At 61.5% G+C, this 23,741-nt stretch carries 28 protein-coding genes; 10 read left to right on the top strand and 18 right to left on the bottom strand.

What is annotated here, in order from left to right:
- Positions 1 to 29: 29 nt before the first annotated feature.
- Entirely contained in the window at positions 30 to 893 is an 864-nt protein-coding gene (locus FEZ63_RS10235; RefSeq protein WP_150943922.1) for a D-amino-acid transaminase, read from the bottom strand.
- A 94-nt stretch (positions 894 to 987) separates the two neighbouring features.
- Here FEZ63_RS10235 and FEZ63_RS10230 point away from each other — a divergent pair, with 94 nt between their 5' ends.
- Complete coding sequence (locus FEZ63_RS10230) at positions 988 to 1,608, top strand: hypothetical protein (protein ID WP_150943920.1); 621 nt, start codon at positions 988 to 990, stop codon at positions 1,606 to 1,608.
- Between the two features lie 10 nt (positions 1,609 to 1,618).
- Here FEZ63_RS10230 and FEZ63_RS10225 read toward each other — a convergent pair whose 3' ends face one another.
- The 7 genes from FEZ63_RS10225 to FEZ63_RS10195 all read right to left on the bottom strand — a co-directional run bounded on the left by FEZ63_RS10225 (position 1,619) and on the right by FEZ63_RS10195 (position 5,469).
- Complete coding sequence (locus tag FEZ63_RS10225) at positions 1,619 to 1,933, bottom strand: SWIB/MDM2 domain-containing protein (protein WP_150943918.1); 315 nt, start codon at positions 1,931 to 1,933, stop codon at positions 1,619 to 1,621.
- Positions 1,934 to 2,115: 182 nt separating this feature from the next.
- Complete coding sequence (locus FEZ63_RS10220; protein ID WP_150943915.1) at positions 2,116 to 2,562, bottom strand: response regulator; 447 nt, start codon at positions 2,560 to 2,562, stop codon at positions 2,116 to 2,118.
- Positions 2,563 to 2,718: 156 nt separating this feature from the next.
- On the bottom strand, positions 2,719 to 3,075 hold the full coding sequence (locus FEZ63_RS10215; protein WP_150943913.1) for a response regulator: 357 nt from the start codon (positions 3,073 to 3,075) through the stop codon (positions 2,719 to 2,721).
- Positions 3,076 to 3,437: 362 nt separating this feature from the next.
- Positions 3,438 to 4,127 carry a hypothetical protein gene (locus FEZ63_RS10210; RefSeq protein ID WP_150943911.1) on the bottom strand — a complete coding sequence of 230 codons (690 nt, stop codon included), beginning with the start codon at positions 4,125 to 4,127 and terminating at the stop codon, positions 3,438 to 3,440.
- A 20-nt stretch (positions 4,128 to 4,147) separates the two neighbouring features.
- Positions 4,148 to 4,552 (bottom strand): DUF3618 domain-containing protein, encoded by a 405-nt coding sequence (locus FEZ63_RS10205; RefSeq protein ID WP_150943909.1) that lies wholly within the window; start codon positions 4,550 to 4,552, stop codon positions 4,148 to 4,150.
- Positions 4,549 to 4,944: a phage holin family protein gene (locus tag FEZ63_RS10200; protein ID WP_150943908.1), complete on the bottom strand. Its 396-nt coding sequence runs from the start codon at positions 4,942 to 4,944 to the stop codon at positions 4,549 to 4,551. The genes FEZ63_RS10205 and FEZ63_RS10200 overlap by 4 nt, the downstream gene beginning before the upstream one ends.
- A gap of 12 nt (positions 4,945 to 4,956) precedes the next feature.
- A complete protein-coding gene (locus FEZ63_RS10195; protein WP_150943906.1) occupies positions 4,957 to 5,469 on the bottom strand; it encodes a hypothetical protein in 513 nt (170 codons plus the stop codon).
- 162 nt (positions 5,470 to 5,631) lie between these two features.
- Between FEZ63_RS10195 and FEZ63_RS10190 the strand changes: the two genes are divergently transcribed.
- Complete coding sequence (locus FEZ63_RS10190; protein WP_150943903.1) at positions 5,632 to 6,624, top strand: YihY/virulence factor BrkB family protein; 993 nt, start codon at positions 5,632 to 5,634, stop codon at positions 6,622 to 6,624.
- On the opposite strand, the gene FEZ63_RS10185 is transcribed toward FEZ63_RS10190, so the two are convergent.
- Complete coding sequence (locus FEZ63_RS10185) at positions 6,590 to 7,018, bottom strand: helix-turn-helix domain-containing protein (protein WP_150943902.1); 429 nt, start codon at positions 7,016 to 7,018, stop codon at positions 6,590 to 6,592. The genes FEZ63_RS10190 and FEZ63_RS10185 overlap by 35 nt on opposite strands.
- A gap of 117 nt (positions 7,019 to 7,135) precedes the next feature.
- Here FEZ63_RS10185 and FEZ63_RS10180 point away from each other — a divergent pair, with 117 nt between their 5' ends.
- The 4 genes from FEZ63_RS10180 to FEZ63_RS10165 all read left to right on the top strand — a co-directional run bounded on the left by FEZ63_RS10180 (position 7,136) and on the right by FEZ63_RS10165 (position 9,143).
- A complete protein-coding gene (locus tag FEZ63_RS10180; RefSeq protein ID WP_150943900.1) occupies positions 7,136 to 7,873 on the top strand; it encodes a LuxR family transcriptional regulator in 738 nt (245 codons plus the stop codon).
- A gap of 81 nt (positions 7,874 to 7,954) precedes the next feature.
- A complete protein-coding gene (locus tag FEZ63_RS10175; protein ID WP_150943898.1) occupies positions 7,955 to 8,596 on the top strand; it encodes an acyl-homoserine-lactone synthase in 642 nt (213 codons plus the stop codon).
- Entirely contained in the window at positions 8,583 to 8,831 is a 249-nt protein-coding gene (locus FEZ63_RS10170) for a hypothetical protein (protein WP_150943896.1), read from the top strand. The genes FEZ63_RS10175 and FEZ63_RS10170 overlap by 14 nt, the downstream gene beginning before the upstream one ends.
- Before the next feature lie 63 nt (positions 8,832 to 8,894).
- Positions 8,895 to 9,143 carry a YgaP-like transmembrane domain gene (locus FEZ63_RS10165; RefSeq protein WP_150943894.1) on the top strand — a complete coding sequence of 83 codons (249 nt, stop codon included), beginning with the start codon at positions 8,895 to 8,897 and terminating at the stop codon, positions 9,141 to 9,143.
- Between the two features lie 61 nt (positions 9,144 to 9,204).
- On the opposite strand, the gene FEZ63_RS10160 is transcribed toward FEZ63_RS10165, so the two are convergent.
- The 3 genes from FEZ63_RS10160 to FEZ63_RS10150 all read right to left on the bottom strand — a co-directional run bounded on the left by FEZ63_RS10160 (position 9,205) and on the right by FEZ63_RS10150 (position 15,876).
- Positions 9,205 to 9,471, bottom strand: coding sequence for a GlsB/YeaQ/YmgE family stress response membrane protein (locus tag FEZ63_RS10160; protein ID WP_150943892.1), 267 nt, complete (start codon positions 9,469 to 9,471; stop codon positions 9,205 to 9,207).
- A 130-nt stretch (positions 9,472 to 9,601) separates the two neighbouring features.
- A complete protein-coding gene (locus FEZ63_RS10155; protein WP_150943890.1) occupies positions 9,602 to 13,891 on the bottom strand; it encodes a translocation/assembly module TamB domain-containing protein in 4,290 nt (1,429 codons plus the stop codon).
- Positions 13,891 to 15,876 (bottom strand): autotransporter assembly complex protein TamA, encoded by a 1,986-nt coding sequence (locus FEZ63_RS10150; protein WP_150943888.1) that lies wholly within the window; start codon positions 15,874 to 15,876, stop codon positions 13,891 to 13,893. The genes FEZ63_RS10155 and FEZ63_RS10150 overlap by 1 nt, the downstream gene beginning before the upstream one ends.
- Before the next feature lie 73 nt (positions 15,877 to 15,949).
- Here FEZ63_RS10150 and FEZ63_RS25155 point away from each other — a divergent pair, with 73 nt between their 5' ends.
- The 4 genes from FEZ63_RS25155 to FEZ63_RS10135 all read left to right on the top strand — a co-directional run bounded on the left by FEZ63_RS25155 (position 15,950) and on the right by FEZ63_RS10135 (position 18,778).
- The gene (locus tag FEZ63_RS25155; RefSeq protein WP_201274144.1) at positions 15,950 to 16,168 is read left to right on the top strand and encodes a hypothetical protein; all 219 of its coding nucleotides are present in this window, start codon (positions 15,950 to 15,952) and stop codon (positions 16,166 to 16,168) included.
- A gap of 13 nt (positions 16,169 to 16,181) precedes the next feature.
- Entirely contained in the window at positions 16,182 to 16,853 is a 672-nt protein-coding gene (locus tag FEZ63_RS10145; protein WP_244622730.1) for a sigma-70 family RNA polymerase sigma factor, read from the top strand.
- A gap of 87 nt (positions 16,854 to 16,940) precedes the next feature.
- Positions 16,941 to 18,146 carry an extracellular catalytic domain type 1 short-chain-length polyhydroxyalkanoate depolymerase gene (locus tag FEZ63_RS10140; protein WP_476738960.1) on the top strand — a complete coding sequence of 402 codons (1,206 nt, stop codon included), beginning with the start codon at positions 16,941 to 16,943 and terminating at the stop codon, positions 18,144 to 18,146.
- 137 nt (positions 18,147 to 18,283) lie between these two features.
- Positions 18,284 to 18,778, top strand: coding sequence for a YciE/YciF ferroxidase family protein (locus FEZ63_RS10135; protein WP_150943885.1), 495 nt, complete (start codon positions 18,284 to 18,286; stop codon positions 18,776 to 18,778).
- Positions 18,779 to 18,858: 80 nt separating this feature from the next.
- Here the strand turns inward: FEZ63_RS10135 and FEZ63_RS10130 are convergent, their stop codons facing one another.
- The 6 genes from FEZ63_RS10130 to FEZ63_RS10105 all read right to left on the bottom strand — a co-directional run bounded on the left by FEZ63_RS10130 (position 18,859) and on the right by FEZ63_RS10105 (position 23,741).
- Positions 18,859 to 19,134: a DUF2188 domain-containing protein gene (locus FEZ63_RS10130; RefSeq protein ID WP_150943883.1), complete on the bottom strand. Its 276-nt coding sequence runs from the start codon at positions 19,132 to 19,134 to the stop codon at positions 18,859 to 18,861.
- Between the two features lie 276 nt (positions 19,135 to 19,410).
- Positions 19,411 to 19,764 carry a DUF6481 family protein gene (locus FEZ63_RS10125; protein WP_150943881.1) on the bottom strand — a complete coding sequence of 118 codons (354 nt, stop codon included), beginning with the start codon at positions 19,762 to 19,764 and terminating at the stop codon, positions 19,411 to 19,413.
- Between the two features lie 194 nt (positions 19,765 to 19,958).
- A complete protein-coding gene (locus FEZ63_RS10120; protein ID WP_150943879.1) occupies positions 19,959 to 20,918 on the bottom strand; it encodes a succinylglutamate desuccinylase/aspartoacylase family protein in 960 nt (319 codons plus the stop codon).
- Positions 20,919 to 20,963: 45 nt separating this feature from the next.
- On the bottom strand, positions 20,964 to 21,950 hold the full coding sequence (locus FEZ63_RS10115; protein WP_150943877.1) for an ABC transporter ATP-binding protein: 987 nt from the start codon (positions 21,948 to 21,950) through the stop codon (positions 20,964 to 20,966).
- The gene (locus tag FEZ63_RS10110) at positions 21,943 to 22,923 is read right to left on the bottom strand and encodes an ABC transporter ATP-binding protein (RefSeq protein WP_150943875.1); all 981 of its coding nucleotides are present in this window, start codon (positions 22,921 to 22,923) and stop codon (positions 21,943 to 21,945) included. Before FEZ63_RS10110 ends, FEZ63_RS10115 begins: the two co-directional genes overlap by 8 nt.
- Complete coding sequence (locus FEZ63_RS10105; RefSeq protein ID WP_150943873.1) at positions 22,920 to 23,741, bottom strand: ABC transporter permease; 822 nt, start codon at positions 23,739 to 23,741, stop codon at positions 22,920 to 22,922. Before FEZ63_RS10105 ends, FEZ63_RS10110 begins: the two co-directional genes overlap by 4 nt.

Here is a 23,741-nt window from a genome sequence, read left to right as displayed (position 1 = left end):
GGACCACATTTGGCTTGGGTTCCGATAGGCTATTGAGCAGCCTCGGCGGGCACGCGGGCCATGTCGAGATAGAGGTGCCGCAATCTTTGCGTCAGGGGACCTGGCTTACCATCACCGACGGGGCGCCCGTCGATGGACACGACAGGCAGTACGAAATTCGACGCGCTGGTCAGAAAGGCTTCCGCGGCATCGTAGGCCTCCTGCACAGTGAACAGGCGCTCCTCGAGGGTGATCCCGGCCTCTTTCGACAACCTCAGGAGCGATTTTCGCGTGATTCCAGGCAGGATTGCGTTCGACAGGGGACGCACGACGATGTTGCCCGCTTTGGTCACGATGAAGGCGCTCGAGGAGCCGCCCTCGGTGACAAAGCCATCTTCCACCATCCACGCCTCCTGTGCGCCCGCATCGCCTGCAGCCTGCTTGGCGAGAACCTGCGCGAGCAGCGACACCGATTTGATGTCCCGTCGTCTCCAGCGCTGATCCTCCACGGTGATCACCGCGACGCCGGTCTCGGCCGCCGGCGAATTGGCGATGGACTTCGCCTGGGTGAACATCATCACCGTCGGATCGACGGCCTTGGGGAACATGAAATCTCGTTCCGCCACCCCGCGCGTAATCTGGATATAGAGAAATCCTTCCGCGACGCCGTTCCGACGCACCAGTTCTTCCTCGAGACGTGTCCACTCGGCGCGGGAATGCGGGTTCGTGATCTGGATCTCACGCATCGAGCGTTCGAAGCGCTCCAGGTGCGGCTCGTTATCGACGAGATGTCCACCCAGGATCCCGACTCCCTCATAGACGCCATCGGAGAACAGGAAGCCCCGGTCCATGACCGAAACCTTCGCCTCGTCGGCAGGCAAGAATGCACCATTCAGAAAAACAACACGCGCCATGGAAACCTCGGACCTTGCAAAACCATTCCACCTCTAAGCCTCGCCGCGCGGAGTGTAAATCTGCGTCACCGCAAGCCTGAACGGAATTGGCCGCATGATGAGATTCCCGTTATATCCGGTCTCGGTCTTGTTTGCGCTTGTCGGTTGGGCCGCGGCGACACCCGGCATGGCTGCGGGCGAGGCCGCGCGACGCTGGTTCGTCGAACAAGGTTATGCGCCCCCTAACGCCGGCCGTGTGGTGGCCTGCCACGGATATGGGTGCTCGCGGCGTTTATCGGTGATGCTCGACACCAGCATCATTCCGCGCGCGGCAGCGCTGTTGAAGGCGAGCAAATCGGCCGCGGCAGAGCGGCAAGCAGTGGGGGAAATCGTACGGGCTTACACCGCGCAATTGGCGCGTGAACTCGGCGGCCGTCCGGACAGTCCAGGGTCACCGCCGCAGATGTCGGGCCAACACGGGCAAATGGACTGCGTCGACGAGACCGCCAACACCACAAGCCTGCTGGTCGAGTTGGAAAGTCGGGGATTGCTCGCACACCATCGCGTCGAGCGGCCACAATCGCGCGGACTGTTCTTCGATGGTCGCTATCCACACGTGACGGCGGTGATCGCCGAAACAAAATCCGGGTTGGAGTGGGCGGTAGATCCCTGGCGGCAGGCTCCAGGGCAGAAGCCGGATATCCTGCCGCTCTCGCAATGGCGGCAGGATTCCTGAGATCGGCTGGTTACTTCTTGAGATGCTGGGCGAGGTGCTTGTTCATCTCGAACATCGTCACCTTGTCCTTGCCGAAGATCGGCTTCAGCTTCGCGTCAGCCAAAATTTCACGCTTGTTGGCGGGGTTCTGCAGGTTGTTCTTCTTGATGTATTCCCACATCTTGCTCACCACCTCGCCGCGCGACAGCGAAGCGGAACCCACCACAGCGGCCAACTCCTTGGACGGCTGAAGGGGTTGCTGAAGAGCATTGGGCTTGGACCCGGCCGCTTTGGCCGCGGCTGGCTTCTTCGCAGCTGCTTTTCCGTCTGTGGTCTTGGTCGCCATGGAGTCCTCCGAAAGTGATGGAATTACGTCTCGTCACCCGATGTGGGTTTTGAACCGTCAGTTGGTCTGCCTATGGCCGAGGATGTGGGACTCGTAAAGAGCCTGCGCCTCTGCGGCCGGGAGTTCGATACCCTTCGAGCTTATGGTTGCTCTCGGGTGGCAGCAAGATCGATTTGAGGCAGTCAAGCCGTTTTGGGAAAGTGGAGAATGTCCGCCGACGGCGTCTTTGTGGCCGCGGTCTCGTGCTGGGGGACCCGTTTGGTCCGAAGAACCGCCGATTGGACGTGGGACACGATCGCCTCGTTGGGACAGGGTTTGGCAAGGAATGCCGCACCGGGCGGAAGGTCGCCCCGCGCCGGCCATTGGCGCCCCGACAGAACCAGAATTTCGATATCTGGCCAGCACTTGCAGACGGTTTGGGCGAGTTCAAATCCGCTGTTGCCGCAGGGCATATCCACATCGGTCAGGAGCACATTGACGGTACGTCCTGCCTCGAGGATCGTCTGCGCCTCGAGGGCATTGGCGGCCTCGATGACCTTGAAACCCGACTCCTCCAAAAGCTCGGAGAGAAACAGACGAATAAGTGGCTCGTCCTCGACTAAAAGAACTGTGGACTGGTCTTCAGCCATTGAATCCGTAACCGGCTAGGCAACGACTTCTCGAACGCAAGCCCCGTTGACATCGTTCCATCGGGTCAGAAAAAACCTGTGCATCGTTTCCGATTCGGCAGACCGCCCCCTGACCGCGAGGAAATTTCCGCAGGGAGCCCCCTAGATGCTTTGGGCTCAGTTTGGCTTTCCCACGAGTTCGCAACAACGGTCTACCGACCGCAAGATCGTCGCTTCCTCATAGGGTTTTGGAATAAAGTCCATCGCTCTTAGCGGTTCGGGAATATCCGAGGGCGGCGACGCCGAAACGAACGCAAAGGGGATGCGGCGGTCCCGCAACTCCTCCGCGATGGCAAAGCTCTTGCCGTCTGCCACGTCCACATCGAGCAGGGCATAATCCAGATCCTCCGACAGATGGGCCCTGGCGTCGCCCGCGGACGTGACCGCTCCCACCACCTGGTGACCGTCACCTTCGAGGATGTATTGGAGGTCCATGGCGATGAACGGGTCGTCTTCCAAAATAAGTACGCGCACTGCACTACTCCCGGCCAGCGCCACCTGCCGAACAAAACAACACTGGCGCGAACACTTGGTGAACGTGAGGACAAGGCCACGCGTTCCGCCGAAAGCACCGCTACGTCAAGCATTTGCTCCATTACGGTAAACGGGGAATGAAGCTTCTCTGGCGAGAAGCCCTTGAAAAGGCCCGCAGTCGCCCCCATTTCCCGTTTAGCCGATGGGGCAATGCTCCATTGGACGCGGTCACGATGCCGAGGGGATGACGCCGAATGTACGCGCATCTTTTCGCCGTGGCCGTTTTGATTCAAAGCCACCGTGGCCCGTAAACGAGAAAAAGCGCCGGCGCCGGCGCTTTTTCTCGTTCGGGTGAAGTGGCATCAATGCCGGTTCATGCCCTCACGGTCAGGCTTGAATTCACTTTCATGCTTGCTGAACCGAGGATCTTCGCCTTCGAAGGTTTCTTCCACGAACTCGCGGCCCTTCTGGGTCGCCTCGCGGGCGTAGCGGACCCCCTGATGGCGTAACTCGTCGGCCCACTCGCCAAAAGCCTCATTCTCGCGTCTGGTCCGCGGCAGCAGGGCACCGATGAGCAGACCCGCCGCGAGTGCGACCAAGCCGACCACCATCGGATTTTCCGACACGTATTCCTGAACGCCTCCGGTCACGCGGCGCGCGGATTGGGCCGACCGCTGCCGCATCCGGGCAAGGCGCTCGCTCCTCGATTCATAAGCGTCGGAGGCCCACTCCGACACGCGGCCATAGGTATCCTCGGCCCATTCGGTTGCGCCCTCAAGCGCCTCGCTGGCCTTCTCTTTCACCGCTCCGGCTGTTTCGCGAGCGCTCTCCGTTATTCCGCCCGCGCCATCTCTTGCTGCGTCGAGTGCGCCCCCTCGGTCCTGACCGCCGGTCGCGGTTTGGCCCCGGTTGCGATCCGTGACCTGTCCGCCGAGCGGCTTGGACGTGTGGGATGCCAAGGTGGCGCTCTGGACGGATTTCGAAGCGTCACCCCCTTGGCCGTCTTTGCTCTGCGGCGGGGTTTTGTTGGTGTCGTTTTTCTGATCGGCCATGGAAAACTCCTGTTCTATTCTCAAATGCGGATATTCGCTGCGCGCCGGCGGCCTTCGAGGTCCTCGCGCGATTGAAGCGTGGTCGCCCCCGTCTGGTACAACCGGGGCTCAAGCGGTGCGGGCGGCAAATCTTCATCGACCGCGACCCGCGGCGAGCGCGTAGGTGCCTGTTTGGGTTTCGGCCCCAACCGATGGAGCAGCAGCCCAACCCCGGCTGCTACGAGCAGAATCGGAACAGGATTTCGTTTGATCGTGTCGAGTGCGTGGTCGAAGACGGGCGCGAACCGACCGCTCCGCGCGGTTCCGAGAAGATCATCCACAACCCCCGAAACCGTGAGCTTTTCCTCCAGCCGGTCCAGCGTGATGTCGAGCTTGGCCCGGCTTTGCTCGACTTCCCGCTGAAGTTCTTCAAGCGTTTGCGTCATCCGGCGACCCTTTCGGAAAGAACCTCGGCATCGCGTTTCACGGATCGGACAGCTCGATTCGGCACCAGCGACGCCGCCGAAATCGCGTGGCGACCGTAGAGCACCAAACCGACGGCAATGACCGCCATGACACCACCGACGATCAATGCCGACAGGGCCCGCGAATCAAGAAGGGTCGCAAGCCAATCGACGAGCGCCTCGGTGAAAAGCATCAGGGCGGCAATCGCGAAAACGGCCGCCGCGACCATCATTCCCAATCCCAGGAACATCCTTCGGACGTTCTGTGTCATCTCGGTTCGGAAGAGCGTGAATTCCTTCTGGGCCAGATCCCCGCTCTCGCGGAGAGCTTCGCCGAGCAGCGTCTTGATGGTCTGATTGACTTGGCCTGACATCACACTCCTCCGTCAGGCGCGCTGCCGCGCAGAACCGGCTTGGCGGTCAGGCGAATTGCGGTTTTGTTGTTGTCCGTCGCGCAGGCCTTCGGATGTGCTCTTGATGAAACGCGCCGTTGCGAAACCGAGAGCGAGCGCAGCCGCCCCGAAAACCGCCGGCCGCCGACGAACCATATTCTCTACATCGCTGAAAATATCCGCGAAGCTTCTGTCGCGAATGGATTCGGCGAGTTGCTCGAGCCCTTCGGCAGCGCTGTCCACAACTGCCTGGATGTTGGGGCGTTCGTCAAATGAACTGGTCGATTCTCGCAGGGAGGTCGCGAGATCGGCCACGGATTGCGCCACGTCGGCCTTGCGTTTGTCCGCATAGTCGCTGGCCTGATCCTTCGCAGAATCGATGAAGTGTCGCCCTTGCGATACTGCGGCTTCGGCAATCCCACCCACGTCGCTTCGCAGCGCGCCCCACTCGTCGGTTCCCGCGCCGGACGGTTTTGTCTGATCGCTATCCTGTTGCCCTACGCTCATCGTTCACCCCTCACAATCGCCAAACGGTAACCGCCTGACGGTCGGCTGGTTCCCCGAACCTGCCGGCTAAACCACTCGGACGGCTCCGAATTTCAGTCGTGCAACGTTTGTAGACGTAAGACGTTCAGTCGAATAGCCGAGAGCGGCAGCAGGCGATTTCAGATGAGCGACGCCCTTTCCAAACGAGTGAGCGAACATCGCGCTGGCGAGACGGCGCGCGGTCGCAATGCGGTCCAGCCGCACCACATCCCCTGGCGCGGGTGGAAGGACATCCTGTACCGCCTCTGGAACGAGGTGTCCGAGGATCGCGTCGGCACAGTTGCGGCCGGAACGACGTTTTTCCTCCTTCTGGCGATCTTTCCAGCACTTGCTGCCCTTGTGTCTCTCTACGGTCTTGTCGCTGATCCGGTCACGATGGCCGACCATGTGGCGGATATGAAAGGCTACGTGCCAGCCGCTGTCATCGACCTTGTCGGGCAGGAGCTGCAACGGCTGAACCAGAATCGCGGCACGGCGCTCAGCATCGGTTTCGTCAGCGGCATCCTGATCGCGCTGTGGAGCGCCAATAATGGCGTCAGGGCGTTATTCGACGCCCTGAATGTCGCCTACGACGAGACTGAAAAGCGAGGTTTCTTCAAGCTTCTCCTGACATCCCTTTGCTTTACGCTCGGCGGCCTCGCGTTCGCGATCGTGCTGTTGAACGTGGTGATCGGCGTGCCGCTGATCGTCCGGTTTCTTCAACTCGGGACGATCGGCGAATTGCTCGTGACGATCCTCCCGGCGCTGGTTCTGTTTGCGGTAGCGCTGCTGGGCCTTGCGATGCTCTACCGCTTCGGGCCAAGCCGGGCGAGGCCCAAATGGCGCTGGGTCACGGCGGGTTCTCTCGGTGCAGCGGTGGTCTGGTTGGTCTTTTCGGTGCTGTTCTCGTGGTACCTGTCCAAATGGACGGATTATTCTGCAACCTACGGATCCCTCGGCGCGATCATCGGCGTGATGATGTGGATCTATCTTTCCCTATGGGTCGTGCTCGTCGGCGCGGAGCTCAACGCCGAGATCGAACATCAGACCGCGCAAGACACCACAGTCGGGCCCGATAAGCCGCTGGGAAGCCGCGGCGCGTTCATGGCTGACGACGTCGGTCAATCGCAGCCGTAGCAGGCTCGGTGCTGGCAGCCAGCCATTCGACGAGATCCGCCACCTTTCGGCGAGCCTCGCCGTCCTTCAGCCGAACAAAGCTGCGAGCGAGCCTGTCGCTGTCGGCGATTGCCATGAACTCCGCCATCCCGCGCTTTTCGGCGGAAGGGAGACGGACGCCTGCTTCTGCCAAACCATCGAAAAAGAACTCGATGCCCACATCGAGAATGCCGGCGATCTGCAAGAGCCGGCTGGCGCCGATGCGATTTGCGCCTTTTTCATACTTCTGGACCTGCTGGAAGGTTAGGCCGAGCGCATCCCCCAGCGCCTCCTGGCTCATTCCAAGCGCCATGCGGCGCCGGCGAACACGTGTGCCGATGTGCCGGTCGACCGGAGTTGGCGACTTTTTCTCCACGGATCTCCCCCTCGGCGACAGAGCCAGACCTAGTCCTTATTCGCCTAATTTCCAAAACTAAAAGTAGATTTATTATTATATTCACCTTTAGATTGAATTCAACTATGGAGGGGCATCGTGAGCGGGGGCATGTTCAGCTATGCCGACGAGGCTTTTGCCTTCGTCGAAAACCTCGATCGCTTGGCGACACCGGCCGCCATCCTCGACGCGATGGAGACGTCCCTGTCGCGATTCGGGTTCGACAGCTTCATCGTCGCCGGTCTGCCTGGCCCAGGGGAAAGGGTTGAACGGGTCGTGCTTCTGAAAAAATGGCCGGCAGGATGGTTCGAGATCTACATCAACCGGGACTACATCCGCCATGATCCGATCATCCGCCGCTGCCGTAACGCCGTCCAGCCGTTCGAGTGGGCCGACGCTCCCTTCGATCCGAAAGCCGAACCCCGCTCGCTCGAGGTCATGAATCGAGCAACCGATTTCGGCATGAAGCGAGGGTTCTGTCTGCCGATCCATGGCATCAACGGCTACGAGGCCTGCATTTCCATGAGCGGAACCGATCTCGATCTCACATCCAGGACGAAGCCCGCGCTGCACCTCATGAGCATGTACGCTTTCGAGCGCATCAGATCTCACCTCAACCCCGCTCCGATACCCGGATTGAAGCGTCTGACCGGCCGCGAGCGCGAAATGCTGGCCTGGGCCGCCGCCGGCAAATCGGCGGCGGACACCGGCGATATCGTGGGAATCACCGAGCGGACGGTGACGGCGCATATCGTCAGCGCCTGCCAGAAACTCGAAGCGACAAACAAGACACAGGCCGTTGCAAGGGCGCTTCAATACCGCCTGATCAGCATCTGACCCTGTAGGATCCTACAATATCTTTCCGTGTGACGGCGCGCGACTATCCCCCAGCTCCAAAAGCAAAAGGGGGTATGATTCATGACGCTAATCCATGCAGTTACGACGCACAACAAGTCGCTATACGAAGATCAACTCGCTCAATATTTCCGGCTCCGGCACGATGTCTTCGTGAGCGAGCGGGGATGGGAGCAATTACGACGACCGGACGGCGTCGAACGCGACGAATATGACAACCTCAACGCGGTCTATCTGCTCGCGCTCGATGGTGAACGCGTGGTGGGAGGGCAGCGACTTTATCCAACCGCCCTTCCCCATATGATGAGTGAGGTGTTTCCGGGACTCGCCACTCGCGGCGTCCCGCGCGCAGCCTCAATCCTGGAATGCACGCGCTATTTCGTCGTGAAGGAGCGTCGAACCGGGCGAACGGATTGCCGGCTTCTCGCGGCGATGCAGGAATACTGCCTCGAGGCGGGTATCTCGGCGGTCACCGCGGTGGTGGAAATGTGGTGGTTGCCGCGTTGGCAGCAGGTCGGTTTCAAGGTGCGGCCGCTGGGTCTTCCCACATTGATCGAGAACGAACCCTGTATGGCCGCGCTGATCGAGGTGTCCCAACGAAGTCTCGATCAGGTGCGGCAGGTAGCAGGCCTTCGCGGCTCCAGTCTTCACCGCGAGAACGCGGCTGCGACGCATTACGAACGGGTGCCCCATGTCGCGGCGTGACAAGGCGTTTCCACTTAAATCCTTTCTTCAGGAGGAGATGACGCTGGCGCTCAGCGATACGATGCTGAATTCAATCGCCCTGTTGCCGTCGGTCACCCGATTGCGACTTCTGGCCTTTCTCCATTTTGTGGACGAGCCGAAATCACTTGCGGCGGAACTCAACTTCGCGGATTCCGGCGATCTGCGTCTCACGTTGATCGCGCGGCAACCCGCTGAATCCGGTAACAAGCATTAGCATGTTGCCTGGAACAACACGTTGTCTCGTGGCGTTCGTCACGAGCACAACAGGGAGAGTGACGTGGCGAATGGAATCTCGGACCAGCACGGTCGTGCTGAATTGAGCGCGGCGGAACGCGCCGCCTACATCATCGCCGGACTTGCTCTCGCGGCCGCCGGCGTGAAACCGCGTCCGAACCCATTGCTGAATGTCGTGGCGCTCGCCGGGGGCTCCTATCTCGCTTGGCGCGGCTACATGGGGACGTGCCCCGTGAAGGCCGCTCTCTATGGCGCGACGGGGAGCGCCGGCCGCATCACCGACGAGTCATGAGTTTGCGTCTGGGACCGCAGGAAGCGCGCGATCCCAGACGCAAATGTTCATCTTCGCAGCGCTAGTAGGTCGACGAAGAGCGACGGCCCGCGATCACGCCCCAGATGAACAGCACAACGATCGCGCCGACGATGGCACCGATGAATCCCGCACCCTCATCCGCCCGGTACCAGCCGAGCGCCTGTCCGAGATAGGTCGCGACGAATGCGCCGACGATGCCGAGGATCGTCGTCAGGATGAACCCGGATGGCTCGTTCGGCCCGGGCATGATGAACTTGGCGATAACGCCCGCAACAAATCCGATGATGATCGTCCAGATGATACTCATAATGGGATCCCCTTTGACTGGCCCATCTGGAAACGCGCAAGTGCGGTTAAGGTTGCGGCAAGTTGACACTGCGAGCCAAGAAATCCATCACTGCCGTTGTTTTTATGTCGTTATAACGAACCAGACACACCTAGTATTCCCACTCTGCGCCCACACCGAGAGACGTATTCCCATCCGCGTTGACTTCACCCTGGACGCGGATTCTCCGCGTGACATCGATGTCGACGGACACGCCGCTTTCCTCAGTCGAGGCTCCCGCCTTGACCCCGACGCTGACGCGATCGCTGATGGCGCGCGATATGCCGACTGTCGGCCCCCCAGCGGCTCCAAGCGAGATATCCAGGCCCTGTACGCCAAGGGACTTTCGCAAGCTTTCGAATGCATCGTCGCCACCACCGGAGAACTGGGCGGCCGCTTGGGCGAGGGTCAATGCCTGTGTGACCGAAAGGCCGCCAGAGGCCTTCGAGAAGAGGATGCGCGAGAGCACCTCATCCTGAGGCAGGTCCGGATCAGACGAGAATGCGAATTGCGGTTCGCGCGCCGACCCTGTGACCGACACACGCGCTGTGACCTCCCCGGCATTCGTTTCCGCTACGAAATCGAGCTCCGGCGTCAGGTCTCCCGTAAAGGTCAGCAGGCCACGGGTGAAATCGAGTCGAGTCCCGATGACCGTCAACCGGCCCCGCCGCAATTCGAAAGCTCCGATGGCAACAGGATCCTGCAACTTGCCGGTCAGTCGCAGATCACCGGCCAGTTCCGCATCGATTCCGCGGCCACGAACATAGACCCGATTCGGTGCGCTGAGCACGAGATCGAGCGTCGCGTTGAAGGCCGGCGCGCGCCGCGCATTCGCCCGCGCGCGCGCTTCCATCGCAAGGCGCTTCGCCACGATGGGCGGCGGCTGCACGTGTTTCGTGCCCGCAATCGGACGCACTGTTGCCGGCAGCCTCTCGGGAACAGTGACATCCATCGACACGATATGCACCTGTCCGCTGATGCGCGGATCCTGCGCAAGCGGGCCAGACAGCGCGAGCGCCAGATCGGCGACGATCGTCATGAGATCGTTGGACACGAGTTCTGCCCGCCGTCCCTCGATGCGGATCTCCCCCGGGAAACCCGCCGCGGGATCAAGCGTCACGCGGCCGCTTGCCGAGATCGTGCCGTTGTTGCGCGTCGCTGCCGTAAGGCGTTCGATCACGACCTCGGTTCCGCGCGCGGCGAAGCGACCCTGAATGTTGTCCAGGCGGACACCCTGTAGCGCATCGCGGAAGCTACCGCCGTTGACCGTTACCGAGCCGTTGACCGCCGGTTCGGCGACCGCACCGGTGATCCGCATGTCGATCGCGGCGGCGCCCGCAACCTGACGGCCTTCTGCCGAGAGGAAGCTATTGGCGACGGAAAGATCGAGACGACCCTGGAGAGAGAGATCGAGGGGTTGCTCCGTGTTGCGCGGCACGCGGCCATTCACTCGAAATGTTCCGGCACGTCCGGCATTGATCGTACCATCCACACTCGTTGAACCATCGGAAAGCCGGCCTTGCGCCGTCACGGTGATCGGTGGCACCCCGAACCCCTGCCCCTGAGCTGCGGCGAGCCGCGAAATCTGAACGCGCCAATCGCCTGTCGGTGCATCCGCGGTTCCACCGATCTGTGCGCTGCCCTCAAGCGTTCCGGACAGGTCGGTCCCGGGAACGATGATATCAGCCGCGGATAACGGCACCGCCTTTGCCGCCAATCGCAGGTCCAGCGTGGATCCTGCCCGGCCATCGGCGCTGATCGTTCCGCCATCAACCGAAAGCTCGAGTCTCTGAACGATCACTCCGCCATCCGCAAAAGTGATGGCCGCAGGGCGCGCTAGCGCAATCTGACGCCGGTCGCGCCGCGCCGTGAATGCCGTGATGTCGAAACGCAAGGGAGTCTCGGGGACAAGCCGGCCGCTGGCATCAAGCTCAAATCCCCGCGCGCGCGCCGTGAGAACGATATCGCTCGCAGTGGCCGTGCCTTTGGCCCCGAGCCTGATCTGAGAGAAGGTCTCTCCCCCAATGACAGCCCTATCTGCGGCGATTTCAGCGTTGATGATGGGTCTGGCGTAGAGATCCGCGAGCGAAGCCTTTGCGCTCATCCGATCGACCGAGACACCGGCGATCCGCATGCGCTCACCCTGAGCGTCGAGTTGCACGTTCTGCCTGCCGCCCGTCGCATCGAATACGAGGTCGGCTCGCACATCGCCCGACAACGGCGTCAGCACAAGAGGCGAAAGATCGTCCAGATCGCGCGCGTCGACGTTAAGGCGTCCGGTTGCCAAATCAGCAGCATCCAAGGTGAGATTGCCGCGAATATTCGCTGAACCGACGACCAGTTCCAGAGGGTCGAGAAGCCACCCACCTTCGGCGCGTTTCGCCAGGTGCAGCGCACCGGTCGTGCGCTTCCCGTCGACGAGCCCCGAGAGGGTGCCGCGGATATCGATCGGGCCTAAAAGGCTCATGGCCGTGGCATCGAGGGCGAGACGCGGGATGGGCCGGCCCAGCGCGGTAGCATCGCGAAGTTCGGCATGGAACGCGGCATTGGGTCGTTCCAGTGTGCCGGTGACCTGCGCGGTCATGGCGGCCTTGCCGGTCAAGCGCCTATCGGCGCGGCGCAGATCGGCGATATCGATCGCAGCATTCACTGCGACGTTTTCCGGCGTCGCATTTCCGTCAACACGCGCGGTCGCGTGCGCGCCAGTCAGTTGCAGGTCGTCGAAGCCAAATCCCCCTCGCGGCAACACGCGAACGACACCGTTCGCAGCGAGCTGGCCTCCCGCCCATCCGTCGATGGCGTTCAACCCGGTCGAAAATCGCGTTGCCTTGGCGTCGATTGTCGCGACGAGCGCCGCTTTCGACATGAGGCCCCGGACCTGCGCGTCAAGATCGAGCGCGCCGCGGAGACGGAGGGACGCGAGATCGCCAAACCGGGACAGGTCGGGTGCATTCACGCTCAATGTGCCGGCAGCGTCCTCTGCACCAAGGCGCCCCGAATACCGTGCGTCGATTGACGGGCTTATTAAGCGTGCGGTCTCCACGTCGGCAACGCCATCCGGAGATGCTGTCGCGCGGATCGTCAGCGTCATTTGGTCGCCAACTGCCCGAGCCAAGGCCGGATCTGCGAATGCAACGCCCATCGCGCTCGCGTCAGCAGTGATACCGATGCGTGTCGTGCTCTCGGAGAGAGCGCCGTTTGGCGATACGCTGAAGGTCGCATCGAGCTTCCCGAGCCGACCGATCGGAAGCTTGACATCCTCGGCCTGAAGGTTGCCGGCCACTTGAGGAGAGGAGAGTTGACCGGTCACGGATCCGTTGAAGGCGAGCGTCTTGATTTCCGCACCGCCAGCGACCGTCTTCTCCTGATCGGTCGGAACCGCGCGGGCGGAGAGCTTGAGATCGACCGCATTGTCCGCGTTCATTCTGCCGGACGTATCAAGCCGTGCGGTGCGCGACACGACAGACAGCTGGGGGATAGTGATGGTTCCATCATCCGCAAAGACCGCTTCGCCATCGAGTTCAGTCGTTCCGGCGAAAACAGGCGCAACCGGCGCTGGCAGAAGCCCTTCGACTTGTGCATTGAGATCCAGTGCGAGACGCCGACCGGTCCCCTGACGTTGAAGGGTCGCCTGGCCTGCGGCTCCAATGGTGTCGCCGGCGTTGAACGTGAGTTTTGCCCCGAAGGCATCGAGCGTTCCGGTTCCGGCAAGGTCGAGCCTCACCGGCGGCAAGCCGGGAATATTCGCCGCGCGCGCGAGAATTCCGCCCGCCGGTTCATTGAGCGCCAAAGTGAGGTCGAGTTTCTCGACTGCGTAATTCAGACGCGCAACGAGCGTACCCGGAGCATCCAGACGACGGGCATCAAAACGCAAGTTCAACCCCTCCGTGGGATCGCCCAAGGAGGCCGCGCCGGAGGCCGTCAATTGTGCCGCCACTCCGATCACCGGCTCTCCGAGCGCCAATTCTCGCAGCAGAAAATCGGCGATCTGCACCTTTACGGGCAGTTCTGGCAGAAGCGGCTGGTCCGCACCTGGATCGGTCTCATCCGCGGCAATCGGGCGACGCAGAATTTCGAGCTTGCCGATCTCGAGCTTGTCGACCTCCAACCGCCGCGACAGGAGCGCGAGGCGGCGCCACACGAAACGAACCCGGTCCAATCGGAACCAGACGCCGTCCTCGTCCGAAATGGTTATGTCGCGGATCGTCGCATCAGACGAGAGCGCGCCTTCGACGACGCCGATCGACACCCGTGTGGCGGGCGTCGACAGAGCGCGCGAAATGAGACCTGACAAGAACCCCTTGTCGGCCTCGTCACTTCTCGTTCCAAGGGTCAGCGCGAGAAAAATAGCCGCGGCGATCAGGAGAAGTGCGGGGATGAGGAAACGGCGCATCGTCGTCATCAGAAGGCCTGCCCAATGCTGACATAGATGGAAACGGGTTTGTCGCCGGGGCGGCGATCGAGCGGAGCCGCCACGTCCAAACGGATCGGACCGATGGCCGTGTAGTAGCGAAGGCCCAAGCCGGCGGAGAAGCGCATTTTGTCGTCAAAATCGGGGAACCCTGAATCGAAAGCCCCGCCGGCGTCCACGAAAGGCACGATACCAATTGTATCGGTCACCCTGATGCGCGCTTCCAGCGATCCTTCAAGCAGGCTGCGCCCGCCGACGACGAACCCGAACGGCCCCTGCGGGCCGATACTCTGATAGCGAAAGCCGCGCACAGACCCGCCGCCGCCCGCAAAGAAACGAAAATTGGCCGGGATCTCGTCAAGCGGCGCGCCGAGGATCGATCCGAGCCCGACCCGACCCGCGAGAATAAAGCGCGCATCCTCATCCAACGAATAATAGGCCGAGGCCGAGGCCTTGCTCACCGTCATTCCGACAGTCGAGCCGAGAAATGTCGGATACGGCACGATCGAGGCGGTAACGCGCATGCCCCGTGAGGGATCGAGCGGTTTGTCGGTCGAATCGTAAGTCAGGGATACGGGCGTGCCGACGACCAGATAATCAATCTGGCCGAGCACATCGCTCGTCTGCCCTTTTTGGATCTGCAAACCGGCTTGCATCGAGAATGTGTCGCTGAACCGGTGCCGAATGAAGCCCGTCAAATCGGCAAGGCGGCTCGTATAACCGCCGAAGCGATCGCCACCGGTGCGGTCCCGCTCCAGAAGTCCGTCGATGAGGAGATCGTTTCGCGTGCCGTAAAGAGCGGGTTTCAGGAAGCTGATCCTGAAGCGACCACCGATATCCGATGGCTCGAGATCGCCGATCCGCTTGATGCGTGTGCCGTCGTTGCGCGGCGCGAGAAAAATGTCGGACTCAAAACGCAGCCGTTCTGCTCCACCAAAGAGGTTCCGATGCTCCCAGTAGCCGTGCAGCGCCGGTCCGTCGATGGTTGAGTATCGTGCCGAAAAACCAACGACGCGCGGCTTTCTTTCCGTGACTTCGACAAAGACCGGCAATTGGCCCAAAGCATCGAGTGTTTCGGATTCACGGATGCGCACCGAGCCGAGGGCTTGTATCCGACCGACGGATTTTCGCATGTCGGCGATGGCCTTGGGCGAATAGGCGTCGCCGGGCTCCACATAGACGAACGAGCGAATGACGGCCGGATCCACATTCTCAGCGCCGGTGATCGAGATCTTGCCGATAGGCGCCACGGGACCGGGTGCCAGTGCGAACGACACATCCATAATCCGCGCCGGATGGAAGACCACCGGGTCGATCGACACGGCCTTCGCCAACGGACGAGATTGAGCCCGAAAGTAATCCACCATTCTGGCCTGCGCGGCCCTGAGATCGGCCGCGCGCGCGGGATCGCCGGGCGACAGCCCAATCACCTTGGAAGGGAGTTCCTGATTCGTAAAATGCCGACGTGTCTGGGCGTTCTCGGTCTGGATATTACGGAGCTCGAAAAGCGGGCCCGGATCGACGCGAGCGGTGATCGGCACCGCGGCACGCGCCCGGTATGCTTCTGCAGCTCGCGCGGCACGCCCCGCGTCGTCACCGAGGCTAAGGGGAACTCCCGCGATATCGAAGACTAGCGTGGCGTTGTAGTAACCAAGCCCCCACAGAGCATCGAGCAAGGGCCCAAAATCCGCCTGCGTCCGTCGCACCAGCGAATCTCCGTCTGCCGGCGCTTCATCGCGCAAACGATACAGCGTCGAGGTATCCTTCAGCGCTTGCTCGATTGCTTTCTTTTCGCCGGCGATTGCGAAGGTGAGGAAATAAGGTAGCGATTGCGACGACGCAGCGGGCGGGGTCTCTTTTGACCCGAACAATCGAAAAAAATCGAACGCCTGCGCTTCGCTTCTCTCAATAAAGGCGGTGTACGCGACAAAACATGCTGAGATTGAGAGCGCTTTGCGCCACGGCGATCGCTGCATCCAGTTCTCCAAACGTCGCAGACAGCGGCAACATTGCGGAATTTTTGTGATTGTGGCGAAGCAACCGTATCCAATGAGCCTCAGCATCGATGAAGGATCGGTGGCATTGCGGTTCAGCGTTAATAAACGCTTGCAGCTTGAGGAGGCAATCATCGTGGGCTCGCAGCGCGGCCCAGCGTCCCCAGTATTTTCGGCTGAGCGGTTGGTCAAATCGCCGATGCGCTGTCCCGGACGGTTGTTATCCGCCAAGCTCGCCCCATTTTTCAGACATGACCCGGAAAAACAACACTGACGACACCGCTCCAATGCCCGCCAACCTGAACAATGCCATCCAGGCTCATCTCGGAGAGCAGTTACGGGCTCTCTATGGCGACCCCGCATTACAAAAAATCCCCCGGGATCTGACGCAACTGATTGCGCGGGTGTCCCAGGTCATTCGCGCCCACCAGGAGCCGGTCGATCAGGACTTCATCGACGGGATCATGAGCAGCATTCCCAACCTGCGTGGCTTCGCGATTTCGTTGACCAAGAATGTCGATCGGGCGGAGGACCTGGTTCAGGACACAGTGCTGAAGGCGCTGAGCAAGCGCGAGAGTTTTCAGGACGGCACGAACCTGCGGGCATGGTTGTTCACGATTTTGCGGAACAACTTCTTCTCCACCCACCGCAAGAAGGGACGCGAGGTGGAGGATGCGGACGGTGCCCACGCCGCCACCATGATCACCATTCCCGACCAGCATGACAAACTCGTCCATCAGGATCTCCAGGCCGCATTGGCCCGCCTGTCTCCTGATCAGCGAGATGTCATCATTCTCGTCGGGGCAGAAGGCATGTCTTACGATGAAGCCGCCGCGGCACTCGGCTGCGCCGTCGGAACCGTGAAGAGCCGTGTCAACCGCGCGCGCAACCGTCTGGCCGAATTGATGGGACTTGCGGGGGAGGAAGGCATCGGCGGATCCCGGTCAAGGAGCGCCTGAGGCACAGTGTCCTCGTGAGCGCCCTCGATAAGAAAATTGTGCAGTGCAGCAACTCTTCTTTCCGCGTCGTGTTATTCCTTCTTCAGGATGGACATGATGGCACGATTAGGTAATACAGTTGCGCGACTGCTACGGCAGCAATCCGATTGGGGAAAAAGGTTTTCGAATGGGCTGGAGCAAGCCGTCCCGCCGTCCGTGAGGGGCACCGGGCTGCTGGAGGAAGTTCAGGATAGCGGAACGAATCCCGGCAACTTGCGGATGTTCCGTTATATTCCACGTATCGTTCAGCCGAAGCCGCCGCTCGTCGTCGCTCTTCACGGCTGTACCCAACAAGCCGCGGCCTATGCCGACGGCGCAGGCTGGGTCGAGCTCGCCGACCGTTACGGGTTTTGTCTGTTGATGCCGGAGCAGCGCCGCGCCAACAATCCCAATCTGTGTTTCAACTGGTTCGTTCCCGGCGATACCACGCGCGGTTCCGGAGAAGTCCAGTCCATCCGCCAGATGATCGCGCGCACGGTCGCCGATTGGGGCATCGATCAAGCCCGTGTGTTCATTACCGGCCTGTCGGCCGGCGGCGCCATGACGTCGGCGATGTTGGCCACCTATCCCGAGGTTTTCGCCGGCGGCGCGATCATCGCCGGCCTGCCGTATCAGAGCGCAACCAATGTTCCGAGCGCTTTTCAGGTGATGGCGGATGCGCGCATCATGCCGGCGGCCGGCTGGGCGAACCTGGTGCGCTCGGCCTCCCCTCACGAAGGCCCGTGGCCAAAAGTCTCGATCTGGCAGGGGGCGGCGGACCAGACCGTGGATCCCCAAAACTCCGGCGAGATTGCCAAGCAATGGACCCAACTCCACGGGACCGGTCAGAAGCCGGACGCGGTCGAGAAAAACGGAATCTACACGCGACGCGTCTGGAACGACGCGGCCGGCGAGCCGGCGGTCGAGGAATATGTCGTGGCAGGCCTCGGGCACGGGACGCCGCTGGCAACTGGAAACGGTCAGGAGCATTTCGGAACAGCCGCGCCCTTCCTGCTCGAAGCCGGCCTCTCCTCCAGCCACCGCATCGTAAAATTCTGGGATATTGCCCAAGGCGAGCCGACGCGGGTTTACGAGCCGGCCGCTCCGGCAATCCGCAGCACTTCGGATCAACCGCTTCGGATCCCGCAAGTCGGCGCGCAAAAGGAAAATGGGCGAAGCGTTGAACGGACCCGTCGCGCGAGCGCCCCGCCCGCGCGTTACGATATCGCCGCTATCATCAATCGCGCGCTCAAGAGCGCCGGGCTCATCAAGTAACTGCCGTCGTCGTTTCAGCCGAATGCGCCATTGGTCCGGGCGCGATGCTGCGCCTTTTTCTCAACTGCGCCTGTCGGAACTGTCCTGATCGCAGGAAGTTGAATCGACGGATCAACATTCCTCCACAGGAGTCCTGAATGGCCACGAAAGAAAAGACGCTTGAAGACCTGTTTCTCCATACCCTGAAAGATATTTATTACGCCGAAAAGCAGATCCTCAAAGCATTGCCGAAGATGGCGAAGAGCGCGGAATCCGAGGAACTCCAGGCTGCTTTCGAAACCCATCGCGAGCAGACGCAGGGCCAGATCGAGCGGCTGGAGGAAGTCTTCAAGATGCTTGGAAAGCCAGCGCGCGGCGCCGCCTGCGAGGCAATCAACGGCATCATCGAGGAAGGCAAGGAAGTCATGGAGGACTTCGCCGACAGCCCCGCTTTGGACGCGGGCATTCTCGCCGCGGCTCAGGCTGTCGAACATTATGAGATCACCCGCTACGGCTCCCTGAAGACCTGGGCCGGCGAACTGGGCATGAAGGATGCGGTCAAGCTTCTCGACCAGACTCTTCAGGAAGAGAAGGAAACCGACGTCCTTCTCAGCAGACTTGCCGAAGCGCGCGTCAACATAAAGGCCGCCTGACGCCTCTCCGGTCGCTCACTCAGATCACCCCTGCCGCCCGGCAGGGGTCTTTGCTATCGGACAATGTCGCTCCCGACATTTCATGGACGTGGGCCGGGAGTCGCCTGTCGTCCACCGGTATCGAGAACTTCGGTCGTTGGACGGTCGCTTCCAGGAGCGACTTCTTCGTGCCACCGGCCCTTTGCGTCCTCGTACTCGATGGGCGAGGTCTCTCCCGGAGTCTGTTGCTCGCTCGCTGCCCGTTCAGCGGCGTTCAGCGCCTCTTGGTGCGTAGCAAACGGTTCGGAAAAGACGCCCTGCGTCTTGTAAGCCCAGCCACCGTCGTGCTCGACAATTTCATACTGAACCTTCGTCACGACCGTTCTCCTTCTTGCGACCGAGAAGTGGAGATTTGCTCAGTGTTACTCCGGTAGGCATCCGTGCATTCGCCGCGGGCCACGATGAGAAGCATGCCGGCAGCGGGAGTTTGGTATCCGGCAACGGCGGCAGACCACCGGCCGGGTCGCGCCTGGCCCGAAAACAGCTGACGAACGACGTCCTGCGCCCGTTTGACGGAGTACGGATTGCACATGTGGAGAGGCTACCACGCCATTCGCCGTTACGGAATTGCCGCAGGGGTGGGACGGCGCGCTCTACTTCCGTGCCTTGCGAGCCGCATAGCGGGCATCGCGTGCAGCCTTGCGTTCGATCTCGAGGGCTGCCTCGTTAGCTTGACGCTCCACTGCTGCCGTCTCTTCGGCGATAGCAGCCTCCCGCTGAGCTTGCTCTTCAGCCGCACGTCGCGCCTTGTCTTCCGCCGCGCGGGCAATTTCCCGTTCTGCGAGACGCTCATCGCGGGCTTTGCTGAGGGCTTCACGGGCGGCCCTCCGCTCGGCCACGGCCGGGTCGTCCTGGCTGGGGCGGGACTTGAATTTCTCCAGCAGGGCCTTCTTGGCATCCGCCGCAGTCGTCAGTCTCTCGTTGAAATCCTTCTTGAGGCTCTTCACGTCGTTCCTTTGTCGTAAGCATTGCGATCGGCAAGAATGCCAATTGTTGCGATAGCCCTACGACTTTGGGCTTTCTTCATCAATCTTAAAGTGATGTCTTGTGGGTTTCGGCGCATCGACAAGCTGGACCGTCCAGGATCACCTGAAAAGCGGCCTCTGGTCCGCCCTCTCGGCCGAGTTCCCGGATTTGCCGCTTAGAAGACCCGGCGGCTGGCGACGCCGAAGTAACATAATCCATCGCCTGGCTTGGCGGTCCGGTTCGGGAACACGATGTATCCAGCGCCAGGCGCCGTCACTGCGTCGCCGTTCGCGCGGCGCGCGATGACCTGACCTGCCGCCACCGGGTCGCCCGTCTTCCACGCGCCCTCGATACGATCTCCCTCGGCCTGGCAAACAAACATGTCGACGATCTGAATGGCCGTTTTCATCGCCACCGGTGGTGGCGCGGCATCGATCAGGCGGAGATGCGCGAGCGCGTTCACGATCGCCACGTATCCCACTTCGGCCGATTCAGGGTCGTCATGCGCGCCGCATTCGAGGGTGACGCCGTACCCGCCCGAGAAGCGCATATATTCGGTCGTCCCCACACCTTCCGAGATCGTCCGGTTGGAAAAGCCGAGGCGCGCACGTTCGTGGAGAAAGCGGCCGTACACGTCGAGCCAGCCATGGATGACCACGCTCGTGCCAAGCCTCGCGGCGAACTCCCCCTCCGCTTTGGCAAAGCGAAATGGTTCGACGCTGCCGTTGTTGTCGAGCGGCCCGGCGAAGATAAACGGAACTCCCTCGCCGCTGAAGGAATGGATATCGAGCAGCACTTCATGCTCGCGCAGCATTGGACAGATGAGATTACCGATCCGGTCCTCGTAATCGTGCGGTATCGTCTTCTCGCGCAGATCACGATTGAGATTGCGATCGCCCTCGCGCGTGGCCTGATGATAAGCCTTGAGGTTCGCAACAGGAACGAATGTCACCTGCCCGCGCCGGATCGGCAAACGACCGGAGCGGCAATCCGCGATGGCGCGGAGGATGGCGTTCGGGCCGCAGGTCTCGTTGCCGTGAACGGCGCCCATGACAATGAGCTTCGGTCCTCGATTGAGACCCGCGAAGCGTATGGTCTCGAGCGGGCCTTCGACGTTTGTCTGAACATCGATCATCTTTGGCAACTTCCTGAAAGGTGAATTTGAACGTTACGCCGGCTCTCAGGCAAACTCGCCGACACGGCGACAGCGGACGAGATGATCCTCGGCGATGGCCTCGAGAAGCGGGGCCGGAGGAATGCGGCAGATATCGCGAGCCTCTGGACAACGGGGATGGAACCCGCATCCGGTCGGCGGATTCAACGGGTTGGGTATCTCGCCGGTGATCTTGACGCCCGTCGTGCGCGAGAACGGATCCGGGATCGCCGCGATCAGCGCCCGCGTATAGGGATGCTGCGGATTCGTGAAGATGGTTTCCCAGCCGCCGGTCTCGACGATGCGCCCGAGATACATCACCGCCACGCGATCGCTCATGTGCTCGACCACGCCGAGATCGTGGCTGATCATCACGTAGGAAAGGCCGAGGGTTTCCTTGAGTTCAAGCAGCAGGTTGATGATTTGGGCCCGGATCGACACGTCGAGCGCGGAGACCGGCTCATCGAGAATGATGATCTTGGGCCGCAGGATGAGCGCGCGCGCAATGCCGATGCGCTGGCGCTGGCCGCCGGAAAATTCGTGCGGAAAACGCTCCGCTTGGTCGGTCCGCAATCCCACATGCTTCAGGACATCTGCAATGCGATCATCGATCTCGCTCCGGCTCGTGACACCGTGGAGGCGGAGCGGCGCTTCCAGGGTCGTACGCACGGTCTGGCGCGGATTGAGCGACGAATAAGGGTCCTGAAAGACCATTTGAGCGAACCGGGCACGATCCTTGCGGTCCTTGCCGGCACTTCCGCTGACATCGTGTCCGTCGAGGATGATGCGCCCGCGCGTGGGCGCCTGAAGACCGAGAAGCGAAAGCGCGAGCGTCGATTTTCCGCACCCGGATTCGCCCACGAGGCCAAGGCACTCGCCGCGTTTGAGCTCAAGATCGACACCATCCACCGCGTGCAGCCATCGGCGTTGGCCGCCAAAGAGACCGCCGCCCATGGGAAAGTGAACGGCCAGATTCTCGACCCGCATGATCGTATCGCCGTGCGTCTCATTCATGATGATGGCACCTCACGGATCCGCCGTTGGGGAGCAACGTCACCTCCGGATCGGCGGCGACACAGATCTCCGTTGATGCGCGGCAGCGCGGATGAAAGCGGCATCCCGCGGGGAAGGCCGCGACCGGCGGCACGACGCCGGCAATCTCCATCAAGCGATGACGGCCTTGGCGCGCGCGGGCTCCCAACAGCGGCAGGGAGGCCACCAAGCCGCTGGTGTAGGGATGGCTCGGCGCACGAAATACGTCTTCGGCCGCGCGTTCCTCCACGATCCGTCCCGCATACATGACACCGACCCGTCGGCACATATTGGCGATCAGGCCGAGATCGTGGCTGATCATCAGCACGGCTGTGCCCCGTTCTGCGCACAAATCTCGGATAAGGTCGAGAATCTCCGCCTGCACGGTCACATCAAGCGCGGTTGTCGGCTCGTCGGCCAGCAACAGATCCGGACTGCACGCAAGTGCAATGGCGATCATCACACGCTGGCGCATGCCGCCCGACAGCTGATGCGGGTAATCCTTGACGCGCCTTTCCGGCGCCGGCACGCGAACGCTGGCAAGCGCCTCGACCGCTTGGCGCTCGGCATCTCTCCAGCTTGCGCCCTTGTGCAGCACGAACATCTCGGCAATCTGCCGACCGACCGGCGAGAGCGGATTGAGCGCCGTCATCGGCTCCTGAAAAATCATCGAAATCCGATCGCCGCGCAATTGACGCATCTGCGCCGGCGACAAGGATTGGATCTCGCGACCGTCGAAGCGGATGATGCCGCCGCCGATGCTGAGAGGATGACGCAAAAGGCCGATCAGTGCGAGAGCCGTAATGCTCTTGCCGCAACCGGATTCGCCGACGAGACCAAGCGTCTCGCCGCGTCCGATGGTGAACGAAACGTCCTGCACTGCTGGAAATTTCGTATCGCCGATCGAAAGATCGATCCGGAGGTTCTCGACTTCGAGGAGTGGTTTTTGGCTCATGCGCGACGCGTCCGCGATTGCGGGTCGAGAATGTCGCGCAAGCCGTCACCCAGAAGGTTCAGGCCCAGCACAGTCATGAAGATTGCAAGACCCGGAAAAACCGAAATCCACGGAGCGGTGGTGATCTGGTCGCGCGCATCGGACAGCATGCTGCCCCAGCTCGGAAAAGGAGGCCGGATGCCGAGTCCAAGGAACGACAGCGATGCTTCCGCAAGGACGGCGCCGCCCATCCCGAGCGTCCCGATGACGATGATCGGGCCGAGCATGTTGGGCAGAAGCTGCGTCAGCATGATGCGGATATCACCGTAACCCAGCACTTTCGCAGCCTGCACATAGCCCTGGCTCTTGAGCGACAAGGCCGAGGCACGTGCGAGACGACAGGTGAACGACCAGTTGGTAAGCCCGAGCGCGATAAGCAGGCTGGTCAAGCCCGGCGTGAGAATCGCCATGATGGCGAGCGCGAAAATCAATGACGGAATGGCAAGCATCAGGTTCGTCAGGCCGTTGACGAAATCGTCCCACCAACCGCCCCAGTAGCCGGCCGAAAGCCCGAGGCAGACGCCGATGACCGTGTTGATGAGCTGCGAGACGATGCCGACGGTCAGCGAAATGCGCGCGCCGTAAAGAACGCGACTGTAGATATCACGACCCTGGGCGTCGGTCCCGAACCAGAATTCTCCGCCGGGCGGTTCCTCTGCGAACATCAGGTTGGCGTCCATCACCGGATCGGTATGAGCAAGCAGGGGCGCCAGAATTCCCGCAAGGATGACGGTTGCAAACAGCACACCGCCGATCAGCAAATTGGCTCTGATCTTCAT

The sequence above is a fragment of the Microvirga brassicacearum genome (assembly GCF_008757455.1).
GTDB classification, from domain to species: Bacteria; Pseudomonadota; Alphaproteobacteria; order Rhizobiales; family Beijerinckiaceae; genus Microvirga; species Microvirga brassicacearum.
Note: the sequence above shows the minus strand (reverse complement) of the source record. Positions and strands in the feature narration are given on the sequence as shown.